At 57.7% G+C, this 13,951-nt stretch carries 15 protein-coding genes; 13 read left to right on the top strand and 2 right to left on the bottom strand.

Annotated features, from left to right (window positions below; all coding sequences use genetic code 11):
• The 4 genes from K1Y02_13435 to K1Y02_13420 all read left to right on the top strand — a co-directional run.
• The coding region (locus tag K1Y02_13435) for a hypothetical protein (protein MBX7257360.1) at nucleotides 1-230 on the top strand (230 nt) is incomplete at its 5' end.
• A gap of 29 nt (nucleotides 231-259) precedes the next feature.
• Nucleotides 260-535 (top strand): hypothetical protein, encoded by a 276-nt coding sequence (locus K1Y02_13430; GenBank protein ID MBX7257359.1) that lies wholly within the window; start codon nucleotides 260-262, stop codon nucleotides 533-535.
• The gene (locus K1Y02_13425) at nucleotides 532-807 is read left to right on the top strand and encodes a hypothetical protein (protein MBX7257358.1); all 276 of its coding nucleotides are present in this window, start codon (nucleotides 532-534) and stop codon (nucleotides 805-807) included. The genes K1Y02_13430 and K1Y02_13425 overlap by 4 nt, the downstream gene beginning before the upstream one ends.
• 39 nt (nucleotides 808-846) lie before the next feature.
• Nucleotides 847-1,083, top strand: coding sequence for a hypothetical protein (locus K1Y02_13420; GenBank protein MBX7257357.1), 237 nt, complete (start codon nucleotides 847-849; stop codon nucleotides 1,081-1,083).
• 49 nt (nucleotides 1,084-1,132) lie between these two features.
• Here K1Y02_13420 and K1Y02_13415 read toward each other — a convergent pair whose 3' ends face one another.
• Together K1Y02_13415 and K1Y02_13410 are read right to left on the bottom strand one after the other, a co-directional pair.
• On the bottom strand, nucleotides 1,133-1,492 hold the full coding sequence (locus K1Y02_13415) for a hypothetical protein (protein ID MBX7257356.1): 360 nt from the start codon (nucleotides 1,490-1,492) through the stop codon (nucleotides 1,133-1,135).
• Between the two features lie 10 nt (nucleotides 1,493-1,502).
• A complete protein-coding gene (locus tag K1Y02_13410) occupies nucleotides 1,503-1,697 on the bottom strand; it encodes a YjzC family protein (GenBank protein ID MBX7257355.1) in 195 nt (64 codons plus the stop codon).
• Nucleotides 1,698-1,892: 195 nt separating this feature from the next.
• On the opposite strand from K1Y02_13410, the gene K1Y02_13405 reads away from it, so the two are divergent.
• From K1Y02_13405 to cadA, 9 genes are all read left to right on the top strand, one after another.
• Nucleotides 1,893-3,149, top strand: coding sequence for an ImmA/IrrE family metallo-endopeptidase (locus tag K1Y02_13405; protein MBX7257354.1), 1,257 nt, complete (start codon nucleotides 1,893-1,895; stop codon nucleotides 3,147-3,149).
• A 21-nt stretch (nucleotides 3,150-3,170) separates the two neighbouring features.
• Nucleotides 3,171-3,689 carry a hypothetical protein gene (locus tag K1Y02_13400; GenBank protein MBX7257353.1) on the top strand — a complete coding sequence of 173 codons (519 nt, stop codon included), beginning with the start codon at nucleotides 3,171-3,173 and terminating at the stop codon, nucleotides 3,687-3,689.
• 58 nt (nucleotides 3,690-3,747) lie between these two features.
• Complete coding sequence (locus tag K1Y02_13395; GenBank protein ID MBX7257352.1) at nucleotides 3,748-4,182, top strand: hypothetical protein; 435 nt, start codon at nucleotides 3,748-3,750, stop codon at nucleotides 4,180-4,182.
• Nucleotides 4,183-4,553: 371 nt separating this feature from the next.
• Complete coding sequence (locus K1Y02_13390; protein ID MBX7257351.1) at nucleotides 4,554-6,158, top strand: TolC family protein; 1,605 nt, start codon at nucleotides 4,554-4,556, stop codon at nucleotides 6,156-6,158.
• Entirely contained in the window at nucleotides 6,148-7,530 is a 1,383-nt protein-coding gene (locus K1Y02_13385; protein ID MBX7257350.1) for an efflux RND transporter periplasmic adaptor subunit, read from the top strand. Before K1Y02_13390 ends, K1Y02_13385 begins: the two co-directional genes overlap by 11 nt.
• 10 nt (nucleotides 7,531-7,540) lie before the next feature.
• Entirely contained in the window at nucleotides 7,541-10,627 is a 3,087-nt protein-coding gene (locus K1Y02_13380; GenBank protein MBX7257349.1) for a CusA/CzcA family heavy metal efflux RND transporter, read from the top strand.
• 27 nt (nucleotides 10,628-10,654) lie between these two features.
• Nucleotides 10,655-10,975: a P-II family nitrogen regulator gene (locus tag K1Y02_13375; protein MBX7257348.1), complete on the top strand. Its 321-nt coding sequence runs from the start codon at nucleotides 10,655-10,657 to the stop codon at nucleotides 10,973-10,975.
• Between the two features lie 324 nt (nucleotides 10,976-11,299).
• Nucleotides 11,300-11,677: an STAS/SEC14 domain-containing protein gene (locus K1Y02_13370; protein ID MBX7257347.1), complete on the top strand. Its 378-nt coding sequence runs from the start codon at nucleotides 11,300-11,302 to the stop codon at nucleotides 11,675-11,677.
• 88 nt (nucleotides 11,678-11,765) lie between these two features.
• Complete coding sequence (gene cadA / locus K1Y02_13365; protein ID MBX7257346.1) at nucleotides 11,766-13,943, top strand: cadmium-translocating P-type ATPase; 2,178 nt, start codon at nucleotides 11,766-11,768, stop codon at nucleotides 13,941-13,943.
• The last annotated feature ends 8 nt before the right edge of the window (nucleotides 13,944-13,951 follow it).

Below are 13,951 nucleotides of genomic sequence, written 5' to 3'. Positions count from 1 at the left end.
GCCAAAAGGAAAGCAAAATCGTGCGCGAGACCGAAGCGGACGCCACAGCGTTCGTCGTGTGCCGCCACTTCGGAGTTCATGCCGACACCGCCGATTACTTGCTTCTCTATGACGCCACGCCCGAAGTTCTTTTGGCCCGAATGGAGACCATCCGCGACACAGCGGCTGCAATCATCGCGGCCATCGAGCAGGAAATCGGGACGCTGTCCGGCGATCCCGACAACGTTTGAAACAGCCTAAACCAACGGAGGAATTTGACATGCCTACCAAGCAACGAACGAAGGAAAAAGACAAGCCCGTCCAAGAGATACGCTTGGGCAAAATCAAGGCCGCCATCTGGGCCAACGAGACCGACAAGGGCGTTCGGTACAACGTCACTGTGAGCCGTCTCTACAGGGACGGACAAACCTGGAAGAACTCATCGAGCTTCGGCCGGGACGACTTACTTCTCGCGAGCAAGGTGCTTGACCGGGCGCATAGCTGGATTATTGCAACAACCCAGAAGGCGCAGTCGCCCGCACAGGCGCAGCCATGAACGTCACCGCCAAGTTCTCGCTCGGCCAAACGGTGATCACCCGGAACGCATTGGAGACATTGCACCCGGAGGACGTGCCCACCAGTATGGCCCGCCATCACGCTGGCGACTGGGGCGATCTCTGCGATGAAGATCGCCAGACCAATGACCGCGCGCTTGCGCACGGAGGCAGGCTCTTCTCCGCTTACCACGACCGCAACGGGACCAAGTTCTACATCATCACGGAATGCGATCGCTCCGTGACCACCGTCCTCTTGCCCGAGGACTATTGACTTGAATTACCCAACTGCGGCGCGCGAACATGAAGCGCCATGACTGATCAAGCCAATCGCCTCGAATTGCGTTACGAAGGCCCCGACGGGTATCGCCATTACCTTGACGGTTCCCCCGTTCATGCCGGCGACACCTTGGAACTCTGGAAAGACGGTCAATGGATCCTTGGCCGCTATGAGTGGACATATCGCTCTGAGGAGGCACCGGCCTTCTACATCAACGACGACAACGGCGTCTTCTTGACGCCAGACGCAGCCCTTCGCTGGCCCAAGTAGCCCCGCGAAGGCCTCTGCCGACTGACAATTTCAGTCGGCTTTTTTCTAATCACGCCGCGAAATTGTAATAACTGCCGCTCTCGTAGTCGTATAACGACACCGAGTTTCCGTTGACCCGTCCGGAGAAGTGGCTACTCGAATCGTAGTCGTACCCTTGGAAACTCTCTCCATCAACCCGCAAATTGATATGCCGCGAGTTCCCGTAGTGATACAGCGAGAAATTCGGCCCACCAGAACCGCTCACGTGACAACTTTCTGCGTAGTCGTATACCGACACTCCCCGCGCATCCGCGTCACCACTGAAATTGAAATGCCGTCCGTTTCTGTAATCGTAAACCGAACCGGACCGCCTTCGGCTTACCAGACGCGCCGCAATGAACGCCACGGCTCTCCGAGTATGGTCTTTCATTTTGCCTTCCTTATGATTTTCCGGACTTATTCTTCGTGCCGTCTACCAGCGTGAAGGATGATCCCGGCACTTCCGTTGGCGGCAACGGTTCCCCTTTGACCACCGTTACTTCGTCTTTTTTCCCGCCTCTCGGGCCGATCTCCTGATACTGGCCTGAAGCAGGGGCCTTCTGGCCGGGCCTGAGACCTGAAATCTTCTTCGTCATTTTGAAAACCTCCTGGGCCTTCCCGGCCCTGTTAAGCTATCTCGATTATAGAACATCAGAGGATAGTTTTGTCAAACTTGTTCAAATTGCTTTGCGCCGGAAAAATTTGGCTTTCCTGTTAAACGATCAGGTATAGTCCCTTTGAACGGCAAGAAGCGCCAAAGTCCGCAACGCCGTTACAAAGGAGGACAACCGATGCCCATTAACCAAGCGATGCTCGCAAAACGCCTCAAGGAGGCCCGCGAAAGCGCCCAGGTCACCCAGGAGGCCGCAGCGGAGGCCTTGGCACTCCCCCGGACCGCCATTGTCCATATCGAAGCCGGGAACCGTGCTGTTTCCACGCTCGAATTGGTCGAACTTGCCAAGCTCTATGGACGCGACGTTGCCTCGTTTTTCACTGAGGAGGAGGCTGCCAAGCCCGACGAGGACGCCCTTCTCACGCTCTACCGCGTTGATCCCCTCTTCCGTGACAACCCGCAGGTCAAGGAAAGCGTCTCGAAGTGTATTGAAATATGTCGCGAAGGAATGGCCCTCGAAGAAATCCTCGACCTGTCCAGGCGCACCGGACCGCCCGCGTACCACGTCGAGCCGCCTCGAAGCCCTGCCGAGGCTGTCCAGCAAGGCGAGCGGACCGCCGCCGATGAACGGAAACGCATCGGCATCGGCGACTCCCCCGTTCCCGACATGGCCGACCTCATCACCACCCAGGGCGTTTGGGCGTCAGGCGCGGAACTGCCCGATGAAATGTCCGGCTTGTTCCTGCGCCATCCAGCCATCGGCTTGACCATCTTGGTGAACTACCACCACGCCGCCACCCGAAAACGCTTCTCCTACGCCCACGAATACGCCCACTGCCTCTTGGACCGTACGCAACCGGTTAGCATCACCACTTCACACAACCAGAACAATCTCAGCGAGGTCCGCGCCAACGCTTTTGCGGCCGCGTTTCTCATGCCGGCAGGCGGCGTCAGCGCCTTCCTCAACTCTCTCGACAAGGGCGCTCCCAGCCGCCAGACCTTGCACGTCTACACCCCCGTGGGCGAGCACCCCGACCACGCCATCGAGGCGCAGCGACGGCCCGCGCCCGGATCCCAAAAGATTGTCTATCAGGACGTGGCCCAGCTTGCTTCTTACTTCCGCGTCAGCTATGCGGCCGCCGTTTACCGGCTCCGCAATCTGGCCAACATTTCCCAAACCGAATGCACCTCCCTTCTGGCGGACAATCCCCACGCCAACAGCTACCTCAAACTCCTTCGGCTGATCGACGACCACGAAGCCGTTGAAGAACCGAAGCCCGACCGCCACCTCGTCAACCAGGTGGCCTATCTCGCGGTCGAGGCCTTCCGCCGCGACGAGATTTCCCGTGGAAGGGTCTTGGAGATCGCCAAGACGCTCGGCATCGAAAAAGGCACGGAGTTAGTTTCACTAGCCAAAGCCGCGCTTGTCGGTTAAGACGGCGCGGAGGCCTGGGGGATGAATTCCCATGAACCCGAACACGTTGTCCTCGACACCAGCGTCCTCATCAACTTCCTTGCCGTGGACCGCATGGACTTGCTTTCGCACCATCCCGGCTATCGCTTTCTCGTCACCGAACACGTTCGCGGCGAAGTCACGGCCCATTACGGCGAGCAGGTTGAGCGTCTCGACGCCGCTCTTACAACAAACGCGTTGGAAGAGACCAGGGTTGAGGCCGTCGAAGAACTGGCGTTGTTCGCGCAGCTGACCCAAAATCGCTGTCTTGGCTTAGGCGAATGCGCCGCTATCGCTGCCGCCGTTCACCGTGGCCACGTCCTTGCCATCGATGACAAAGTGGCGCGGAGGGCAGCCCTGGCGCTTTCCCCATCCATTTCCGTCATCGATACGCAAGCGCTGATGGTTTCCCTCATCCGAGCCGGCGTGCTCTCCGTCGAGGACGCCGACGCCATTAAGACCGACTGGGAAAGGAACCATAGCTTTGCATTGCGTATCACCAGCTTCCGGGAATTCCTTTAGGTGGACATTCTGTTTTCAGGTGTAGTATCCTCTAGCCAAGTTACAAGGTAAAGAGTCCATGTTTCCAACGATGTGCAAAATCGTTATGACAACGCTGCTGATCGGGGTTTGGCTCCTTGGGGCTTCTCCGGTAGCGCACGGCCTTGTCTTGTGCTTCGAGCGAGACGGGCGTGTGCAACTCGAGATGGCGTATCGTGGCGTGTGCGCGGAGACGTCCACATCGCGGGTATCTTCATCTCCGTCGTCCGCCATGATTCTGCAAGTGGAGAACGGGGCACATTGTGATACTTGCGTCGATGTTCCGGTAATTTCAGCAGCGGGCAAAGACCAGCAGTTCATTGTTCCGGCGAGTTCCGTACACCACCAGCCATTGGCGAACGACGGTGCGACGATTCCCCTCCCAATCCTGGCCTACACGTCGATCATCGGTCAAACCGACGCTCTTCCCACTCCCCAGTCTGTAACCCTCCGCTCCACAGTACTTCTCATCTGATCCCCTTTCTCATCCGACTTACTTAGTGGCGCGGTGTGTTTGTGTGCCCATTGCGCAGGCACCCGCATAGCAACGCCCCTATTCACGGAGAGGAAGGACCATGTCTAGAATCAATGTCAATTGGCCGGTGGTTTCGACGCTAGCCATTTCAATCATCTTAACGGTTGTGGCCATAAGTGGTTGCGCCAGCGTCGACTCATCAACTAAGGCCGCGGCCACCCAATCTAGTCCGCAGACCACGAAGCATAATCATACACCTTGGCGTTACCGGCACATGGGCCACAGACACACGAGGCCTAACTTGGGAAGTGGAAATCCCATCTTCCCGGATTGCGCCACTTGCCGGAACAAATCAGAGGAAGCGATTTCCAATGCGTCGTAGTTATATCTCTCGGTCTCTTATTGTTGTCCTCACGTGCGCTGCACCGTTCGGCGTACACGGTTTCGCTGAGGAGTCCGTTGCGGATGCAGTCGAAGGCAATGCCATCACTGCTACACCTCAACCTGTAGAGCCTCCGGGTCGCACGCTCACACTCGGGGATGCGATGGCGCTCGCCCTAGAGAATAATCCGAGGTTGACAGCCTTCTCCTGGGATATTCGTGCTGCGGACGCTCGCATCCTGCAGGCGGGGCTGCGGCCGAATCCGGATCTCTCGGTCGAGGTCGAGGAAGTCCGGTGGACATCCGGACCCTCTGCACGCACGCGGACTTCCTCGTTCTCGGGCGCACTTGAGCGGGGCGCCGTCAGCATACCGCAAGGGCGGGGACAAGACCCGCTGGAAATCCCTACTTTGAAAACCAACCCCGTCTTGGGTTGGGAACGCGAATCGGAAGAGGGAACCCACTCCGGGTTCAGCGAGGCGGAGATTACGGTGACCTTGGCGTACATGATCGAACTTGGCGCGAAACGGGCCAAGCGGACCGATGTGGCGGAGCGTGAAAAGGCCACGCTGCTTTGGGATTACGAGACTGCCCGGGCAGACGTGTTGGCGGATGCCGCGAGGGCGTTTGTTGGCGCGCTGGCGGCACAGGAAAATCTGGCGCTGCAAAATGAACTCGTTCAACTCGCTGAAGAGGCTGCAAATACGACGGAGCGGCGCGTATCTGCAGGCGCCGCGTCACCATTGGAAAACAATCGCGCGGAAATCGCGTTGGCGACCACGCGCGTGGCGCAAGACCAAGCGGTGCGTGAACTGGTGGCGGCATATGCACGCCTCGCATCGACGTGGGGAGACACCGAAGTCACATTCGACTCCGTAACAGGGACACTGGAGGGTGTCGGTGAGGTTCCGACGCTGGACTCCGTTCGCGCGGAGATTGTCAGCAACCCGGATATTGCCCGTTGGGCTGCCGAAGTGGCACTGCGCGAAGCCAGGTTCCGGAACGAACGCGCGCAGCGGATCTCAAACCTAACCGTGCAACTGGGTTTCAGAAGTACCGGATTGGCGGATCGGTCTGTGAGCCGATACGGCTTTGATACCGGCGGAGGATTCGGTTATTCGCACACCGATTCCAGCTTTGACGCCGGCCGGGACAACAGCCTCGTATTGGGCTTCTCCCTCCCACTGCCCATATTCGACCGCAACCAAGGAAACATCGCCGCGGCCGAATACATGGTGTCAAAAACCAGCGACGAACGAAGGGCCGTCGAGGCGTCAGTGTGGGCCCTTCTGGCCGAAGCCCGCGAAGCAGCGGCCGCAGCGGCGGACGAAGTGAACACCCTGACCGCGGACGTCATGCCCAAGGCCGAAGAAACATTTGCGAAGACCCAGCGGGGTTACGAACAGGGCAAGTTCAGCTATCTGGACGTTTTGGACGCCCAACGCACGCTGTTTGACGTTCGGACCAGCCATCTGGACGCGCTGGCCCGGTACAACGCAGCGGTGGTCGAAATCGAACGGCTCACGGGACGGGCGCTCCAAGCGTGGACAACAGACGAGGGACTCATCCTCAAGGAGAACGAAAATGCGCAGTAGGAATCACTACAGCACGGCAATCGGGACCGTTTTATCTGCCTTCATCATCATGTGGTTGGCAGCCGGCTGTGGCGTTGGGGAATGGGGTACTGAGGCGGCTAACCTCGAGCCGGATGGTGAGATCCACACGGCGGAGGCAGAGCCCGAAGACGCCGGCCATGCGGACGAGGATGCCTCCGGTTCCCATGCCGGTCATGACGACCACGCAGAGGAAGATCCCGATTCACACGAAGGGCACGACAACGAGTCCGAGGCGGAACATGAGGGGCACGCCGGCGAAGACCACGAGGAACACGTCGAAGGCATGGTGCACCTTCCGCCGGAACGGCTCGAGGGCCTGAACATTTCCGTGGTGCCGGTACACGCCGGGACCGTTGACAGCACGCTTACGATGCCCGCCGAAGTGAAACTCGACCCGGACAACGAAGCACACCTGGTCCCACGGGTTCGTGGAATCGTGCGGGAAGTCCATGTGGGTATCGGGGATCGCGTCGTAGAAGGCGATCTGCTGGCGGTTCTGGATAGCCGCGAACTGGCCGGCGCCAAGTCCGAGTATCTTGCCGCGCTCGCGATGCGCGACCTGGCGCAGACGACCTTTGCCCGAGAGAAAGGGCTTTGGGAAGACAAGATCTCCGCGGAGCAGGACTACCTGCAGGCCAAGGCCGAATATCAGGCGGCACAAATCCAGGTCCAAACCGCGGAGCAACAACTGCACGCGCTGGGTCTCAGCCAAGAAGAAGTTGACAAACTTCCGCAAGCGCAAGACACGACCCTTACGCGATACGAGATCCGGGCGCCCTTTGACGCTACGGTGGTGGAGAGGCATATCACGCTGGGAGAGACAGTGGGCGAAGACGACGAAGTGTTTTTCATTGCCAAGCTCGACCCCATATGGGTCATGGGTCGGGCGACGGAGCGGGATCTTCGCCGGATCGAAGAAGGTCAAAAGGCGATAGTCCAGCTTGATGCGTTACCGGACAACGATTTTTCGGCAGAGATCGATTACCTCGGCAGTGTTCTTGACCCTGAGAGCCGCACGCTTAACGTGCGGGTCGTCCTCCCGAATCCCGATGGCCAACTACGTGCAGGTCTCTTTGGCCGCATGTTGGTCTTTGTTGACGAGCATGAGCATGAAGAAACCATCCTCGTTCCGAATGAGGCCCTGCAACGCACGGACACGGGCGCCATCGTCTACAAAACCCTCGAGGAAGGCGAATTCAAAGCGGTGCCCGTGAGCGTCCTGCATACTTCCGACACCTTTACCGAGGTGCAGGGTGACCTAAACGAAGGTGATCGAATCGCAGCCGGTGACGTCTTTGTACTCAAGTCCGAAGCGGGCAAAGAGTCCATGGGCGGCGGGCACAGCCATTAAGGGGGACCCGATGAACCGGATCGTAGATTTTTCATTAAACAACCGCTTGATTGTTGTTGTGCTATGGCTGCTTGTCGCCGCTGTCGGCGTCAACTCTCTGCTAAAACTACCAATCGACGCGGTCCCGGATGTAACCAATATTCAGGTCCAAGTCTTGACCAATTCGCCCGGCCTGGCGCCCGAAGAAATCGAGCAGTTCATTACCTTTCCCGTCGAGACTGCGATGAGCGGTCTACCCGATATCGAAGAAATTCGTTCCGTGTCTAAGTTCGGTTTGTCCGTAGTGACGGTCGTGTTCGAGGAAGGCACCGACATTTATTGGGCGCGTCAACTTGTCGGGGAACGGCTCACGGAAGCGCGTGGTTCTATTCCCGAGGAGTACGGCGAACCCGAGATGGGGCCCATCTCCACCGGTCTCGGGGAGATCTATCAGTTCGAGGTGCACGGAGAGGGATACTCCCCGATGGAGCTGCGCACCATCCTCGACTGGTATGTCAATTTCCAGTTGCGTAGCGTCCCGGGTGTTGTCGAGGTGAACAGCTTTGGGGGTGAGCTGAAAACGTACCAAGTCACACTCGCTCCCGAGCGGCTGGTTGCGTACGACATTTCCGTCGCAGACGTGTTTGAAGCGCTTGAGTCGAACAACCGAAACGTGGGCGGAGGGTATATCGCTCATCAGGGTGAACAGTACTTGATTCGCGGCGAAGGGCTACTGGAATCCCTCAGCGAGATCGAGAAAGTCATCGTGGGCTATGACGAAGATACGGCCACCCCGATCTACATTCGCGATCTCGCGGAGGTCGAGTTCGCGCCGATGATCCGTCAAGGCGCAGTCACCCGCGACGGCCGCGGTGAAGCCGTAGTCGGCATCGTAATGATGTTGATGGGTGAGAACGCACGCGTTGTATCGGCGAATGTCCACGAGAAGATCGAAGAAATCCAAAAGACCCTGCCGGACGGCGTGACAATCGACACCTATTACGACCGAACCGAGCTCGTCAACCGGACCATACGAACGGTAGCCAAGAACCTGACAGAAGGTGGCGCCCTGGTCATCATCATATTGCTGTTGTTGCTTGGCAACTTGCGCGGCGGCCTAATGGTGGCCTTAGCTATACCGTTGTCTATGCTGGTCAGCTTTACCGCGATGCGTTTTGCCGGATTGAGCGGAAACCTGATGAGTCTGGGCGCCATCGATTTCGGGCTGATCGTCGATGGTTCGGTCGTGATGATCGAAAACGCTGTTCGATATCTCCACGAACATCGGGATGACGAGCGCCCACATCTCGAAAAAGTCCGGGCCGCTTGCCGGGAGGTCGCGCGGCCCGTTGCATTCGCGGTCGGCATCATCATCATTGTATATTTGCCGATTCTGGCCTTGACGGGCGTGGAAGGCAAGATGTTCCGGCCGATGGCGCTGACCGTTGTCTTTGCGCTGGCCGGATCGCTGGTATGCGCATTGACCCTCATGCCGGTGCTGGCGTCCCTATTTCTGAAGAAGGTGCGCGAGAAAGAACCTCTTCTCTTCCGGCTCGCCAAGTGGGTGTACGTACCGGTCGTCTCGCGGACGGTAAGACATCCCTTCCTCACGTTTACGACGGCGGCTGTGATTTTCATCGCGAGTCTCGGGCTCATTCCCACCTTGGGCGCCGAGTTCATCCCCCAGTTGGATGAAGGGTCCATCGCCATGCAGATTTGGCGTTTGCCAAGCGTGTCACTGGAAAAATCGAATGAGATCAGTACACGAGCTGAGCGAGTGCTGATGGAAGATTTCCCGGAAGTCGCCACGGTTATCTCACGGACAGGCCGCGCCGAGATCGCCACGGATCCCATGGGCGTGGAAATCAGTGACACCTACATCATACTGAAGCCCAAAGACGAGTGGCGGTTCGAGACCAAGGAGGCCTTGATCGAGGCCATTGATGAAACCCTGATGGAACGCGTCCCCGGAGCGATATTCAGCTATTCGCAGCCCATTCAACTTCGCGTCCAGGAGCTGATCTCCGGCGTACGCAGCGACGTGGCCATCAAAATCTACGGCGACGACCTCGAGACCATGAAGGCCAAAGCCGACGAGGCCGTGCGCCTGATTCAGAATGTACCTGGCGCCGCTGACGTGAAAGCGGAGCAAGTCATCGGACTGCCAAACATTCGTATTCGCGTGGACCGGGAGGCGACGGCGCGATATGGCATCAATGGTCAGGACGTTCTAGATGTGATCCAGAGCATTGGCGGTGCACAAATCGCCACAATCATTGAAGGCCAAAAGCGGTTTTTCCTCCAGGTGCGTTTTGCCCCCGAAGTACGTGAGAATCTGCACGCCATACGAGATTTGCGGATCCCCGCAACCAAGGCAGGAGATAATCGCTTGATACCGTTGTCGCAAGTGGCATCTATCTCCATTGAAGAAGGCCCGGCGCAAATCAGCCGCGAGGACATCCACCGGCGTATTACCGTCGAGGCCAACGTGCGGGGCCGCGACCTGGCCAGTTTCGTCGCGGAGGCCCAACGGATGCTGGACGACGAACTCGATCTGCCGCCCGGTTGGTATATGGATTGGGGCGGCCAGTTCGAAAACCTGCAGGCCGCATCGCAACGGCTGGCCTTGCTTGTACCATTGGCGCTTCTGCTCATCTTCGTGCTGTTGTACAGCACTTTTAATTCGACGCGCTTGGCCGTTCTCATTTACCTGAACGTGCCGATTGCGTTGACCGGCGGGATCGTGGCGCTTGTGCTGAGGGGATATCCCTTCTCAATTTCGGCTGGCGTCGGATTCATCGCTCTGTTTGGCGTAGCGGTTCTGAACGGCGTGGTGCTGATCTCGTACATCATTGAGCGGCAGCAGCATGGTCTCAAGCCGGTCGATGCAGCGCTGGAAGGGGCCAAAATCCGATTGCGTCCGGTGCTGATGACGGCGCTCGTGGCGTCCTTGGGATTTCTTCCCATGGCGATAGCGCACAGCGCCGGCGCCGAGGTCCAGCGCCCCCTCGCCACCGTTGTGATTGGCGGACTGATCACGTCGACGTTGTTAACCCTACTCGTCGTTCCGGCGGTATACCGGTGGTTCAGCGTCCGCGAGCGAGGCGTAGAAATCTAAGTGTGTCCGAAAAAAGGAGGACTTTCTATGAAGGAAATTAAGGCCTTCATCCGGCCGGAACTGTTGGAAGACGTGTTGGAACCCCTATACGCGCATCCTGAGTTTCCGGGACTCACCATATCGACCGCGCATGGATTCGGGCATATAGCTGGCCGGGAGGACACGAGCGACTTTGGTAAGGTTCCCATGATCAAACTGGAGACGATTGTGCCGGACGCTTTGCTAGATGAGGTGCTGACACTAATCCGCGAGCGCGCCAGCACCGGAAGACGCGGCGACGGAAAGATCGCGGTCTACAACGTGGAAACGGCAATCCGCATCAGCACTGGAGAAGCAATCGAAAAATAGCACTGAAACCGCGAGCCGGAGAATCATGAGCAAAAAGGAGCGTGCAAAAGAGCGGAGTTCCAAGGCACAACGCTCACGACCAAAGTTTCCTGTTCTTCTAACTGCATTCACGTTCGTGGCGACAAGTTTGCTTGGGCTCGTGATTTGGCAGGGTACCCGAACCGCCAACCACACCCACATTCCGATTGTGCTGATTTTTCTCTTGTTGGCCGTCGTGGCATGGGATGTTTGGCAGATTGTCGATTGGTGGCGAGGCTAGGTGCAACATCGGTAGTACGCATCAGACGAAGACAAGATAGTCCCAAGAAACCAAAAGAATCATCCATGATACTACAATGCAAAGACCCTGTGGTTTATAAAGCACCGTCTTCCGTCGTTATGGAGGTCTCCATTTCAGGGAAGCTCACGCGCGAAGATTACGAGGATTTCGTGGCAACATTTGAACGCGTTCTCGCGACCCAAGACAAGGTTCGTCTCTTGTTGCTTCTCGATGATTTCGACGGCTGGACGGCCGGTGCAGTTTGGGAAAATATCAAGTTTGACGTCAAACACTTCAACGACGTCGATCGTATCGCCATGGTAGGCGAGTCCAAATGGGAGCACGCTATTGCATTCTTCCACAAACCATTTACCCGAGCGAAAGTCCGGTATTTCGATCGTGCGGACGAACAAGCCGCTCGAACGTGGATATCGTCGCCCTAAAAGCGATCGATATGACCGCTTGCTTCACGTGCATAACTGAAGCGCGACTTCCGTACCCGCCGGCCGCGCTCGAACATTGAGGTGTGCCATGCAAGATTATGCATTCAAAATCCGCGGAATGGATTGCGCCGAAGAGGTGGCGATCCTGAAACGGGAACTCGGCCCCGGTTTCGGGGAAGAGAACCTTCGGTTCGACGTGATGAACGGCAAGCTCATCGTGGCGTCCGAGGACGGTGGCACGACGCGGGATAAGGTTGTCGAACTGGTGCGGAAGACCGGGATGGAGGCGATTCCGTGGGACAAGCACGTATCCCAAGCCAAGAATGGAGACAGTTTCTGGGCCCGGCGTGGCCGAACGATCCTGACGGTCCTGAGCGGCGTTTGCATTTTCCTGGGATTCGTATGGCACTCGACGCAGCACGGAATCTTGGATGCGCTCACGGGCGGCGAGGCGGAAATACACCAGTTTCCTTTGTCTGTCATTATCTTGTACGTCGTCGGCATCGTCAGTGGCGGCTGGTTCATCTTCCCGAAAGCCTGGTACGCGGCGCGGCGCCTCCGTCCGGATATGAACCTGCTCATGACGGTCGCCGTCATAGGGGCAGTTACCATTGGAGAATGGTTTGAAGCGGCGGTAGTTACGGTCCTGTTCGGGATCGCCTTGCTGCTGGAGTCCTGGAGCGTCGGTCGAGCACGACGAGCGATATCCGCGCTGATGGATCTGTCACCACCCACGGCGATGTGCGTTACCCAAACTGGCAACACCGAACAGAAACCGGTTGCGGAGGTGGACATTGGCTCCCACGTAATGGTCAGACCCGGAGAGAGAGTGCCGTTAGACGGGGTAGTGACAAAGGGTTCAACAACGGTGAACCAGGCCCCCATCACCGGCGAGTCCAAGCCCGTCCCCAAAGAAGTTGGCGATGAAGTCTTCGCCGGAAGCATTAATGAAGAAGGAGCCTTTGAATTTCGAACGACGAAGGCACCCGCGGATACCACCATCGCGCGAATCATTAGAATGGTAGAGGAGGCACAGTCGCGCCGCGCCCCGAGCGAGCAGTGGGTTGAGTGGTTTGCACGGTATTACACACCCCTTATGATGGGGCTGTCGGTGCTGGTCATGATCGTGCCCCCCATTGTGTTCGGGGGAGCATGGGGAACTTGGTTCTACCAAGGCCTCGTCTTACTTGTTATAGCATGTCCATGCGCACTGGTTATTTCGACGCCCGTCAGCATTGTCGCGGGCCTAAGCTCCGCCGCCCGCGCCGGCGTTCTCATAAAAGGCGGAATATTCCTCGAAGCACCCGCCCGACTAAGAGCCATTGCCATGGACAAGACTGGGACCCTGACGCGCGGCCAACCTGAAGTGCAGATGGTCGTACCTTTGAGTGGTCACTCCGCTCATGAACTCCTTGAGCGTGCCGCTGCGCTGGAATCCCAAAGTGAGCATCCGTTGGCAAGGGCCATTCTGCGCCAGGCAGATGCGGCTGGCGTCCACTTTGCGCCAGCAGAGCAGTTTCAAGCCATCAAGGGTAAAGGCGCGCAAGGGTACATAAACGGCCGCCTCTATTGGATCGGAAGCCACCGCTTTCTTCACGAACTAGGTGAAGAAGAGGATCGAGTCCACGAAGAGGCACAACGCTTAGAAGATGCAGGCCACTCGGTTATTGTTGTCGGAAATGACACCCATGTTTGTGGTCTGATTAGCGTAGCAGACGCCGTTCGGCCCGAAGCGAAAGACATCGTTCTTGCGTTGAAGGATGCTGGCATACAAAGAGTGGTCATGCTCACCGGTGACAACAACGGTACCGCAGAAGCCATAGCCGGCGAGGTTGGCGTGGATGATGCGGAAGCCGAACTGCTTCCGGAGGACAAAGTGGAAGCCGTTCAAAGACTCGTAACGGCATTCGGTAGCGTAGCGATGGTTGGGGACGGCATAAACGATGCGCCCGCCCTTGCCGCGGCTAGCGTGGGTATCGCCATGGGCGCGGCCGGTACGGACGCGGCTTTAGAAACGGCGGATATTGCTCTCATGTCTGACGACCTCTCCAAACTACCCTGGCTAATAGAACACTCGAAGCGCACGCTTCGCATCATCCGGCAAAACATAATTTTCGCTCTTGGACTGAAAGCCGTCTTTATCCTCCTCTCGCTTGCGGGCATGGCCACCCTCTGGATGGCCATCGCGGCAGATATGGGAGCGTCACTCCTAGTAATTTTCAACGGCCTCCGACTCCTCCGCTCCCATTTCGATATTTACGCTTGATAATATAT

This window comes from Candidatus Hydrogenedentota bacterium, assembly GCA_019695095.1.
Taxonomy (GTDB): Bacteria; Hydrogenedentota; Hydrogenedentia; order Hydrogenedentales; family SLHB01; genus JAIBAQ01.
The sequence above is the reverse complement of the archived record's forward strand: the minus strand, read 5'-3'. Positions and strand labels throughout refer to the sequence as shown.

What these genes read in the sequence shown, in the direction of transcription:
- K1Y02_13430 (MBX7257359.1), top strand. Translation starts at nt 260, where the DNA reads ATGCCTACCAAGCAACGAACGAAGGAAAAAGACAAGCCCGTCCAAGAG.
- K1Y02_13425 (MBX7257358.1), top strand. Translation starts at nt 532, where the DNA reads ATGAACGTCACCGCCAAGTTCTCGCTCGGCCAAACGGTGATCACCCGG.
- K1Y02_13420 (MBX7257357.1), top strand. Translation starts at nt 847, where the DNA reads ATGACTGATCAAGCCAATCGCCTCGAATTGCGTTACGAAGGCCCCGAC.
- K1Y02_13415 (MBX7257356.1), bottom strand. Translation starts at nt 1,492, where the DNA reads ATGAAAGACCATACTCGGAGAGCCGTGGCGTTCATTGCGGCGCGTCTG.
- K1Y02_13410 (MBX7257355.1), bottom strand. Translation starts at nt 1,697, where the DNA reads ATGACGAAGAAGATTTCAGGTCTCAGGCCCGGCCAGAAGGCCCCTGCT.
- K1Y02_13405 (MBX7257354.1), top strand. Translation starts at nt 1,893, where the DNA reads ATGCCCATTAACCAAGCGATGCTCGCAAAACGCCTCAAGGAGGCCCGC.
- K1Y02_13400 (MBX7257353.1), top strand. Translation starts at nt 3,171, where the DNA reads ATGAATTCCCATGAACCCGAACACGTTGTCCTCGACACCAGCGTCCTC.
- K1Y02_13395 (MBX7257352.1), top strand. Translation starts at nt 3,748, where the DNA reads ATGTTTCCAACGATGTGCAAAATCGTTATGACAACGCTGCTGATCGGG.
- K1Y02_13390 (MBX7257351.1), top strand. Translation starts at nt 4,554, where the DNA reads ATGCGTCGTAGTTATATCTCTCGGTCTCTTATTGTTGTCCTCACGTGC.
- K1Y02_13385 (MBX7257350.1), top strand. Translation starts at nt 6,148, where the DNA reads ATGCGCAGTAGGAATCACTACAGCACGGCAATCGGGACCGTTTTATCT.
- K1Y02_13380 (MBX7257349.1), top strand. Translation starts at nt 7,541, where the DNA reads ATGAACCGGATCGTAGATTTTTCATTAAACAACCGCTTGATTGTTGTT.
- K1Y02_13375 (MBX7257348.1), top strand. Translation starts at nt 10,655, where the DNA reads ATGAAGGAAATTAAGGCCTTCATCCGGCCGGAACTGTTGGAAGACGTG.
- K1Y02_13370 (MBX7257347.1), top strand. Translation starts at nt 11,300, where the DNA reads ATGATACTACAATGCAAAGACCCTGTGGTTTATAAAGCACCGTCTTCC.
- cadA (MBX7257346.1), top strand. Translation starts at nt 11,766, where the DNA reads ATGCAAGATTATGCATTCAAAATCCGCGGAATGGATTGCGCCGAAGAG.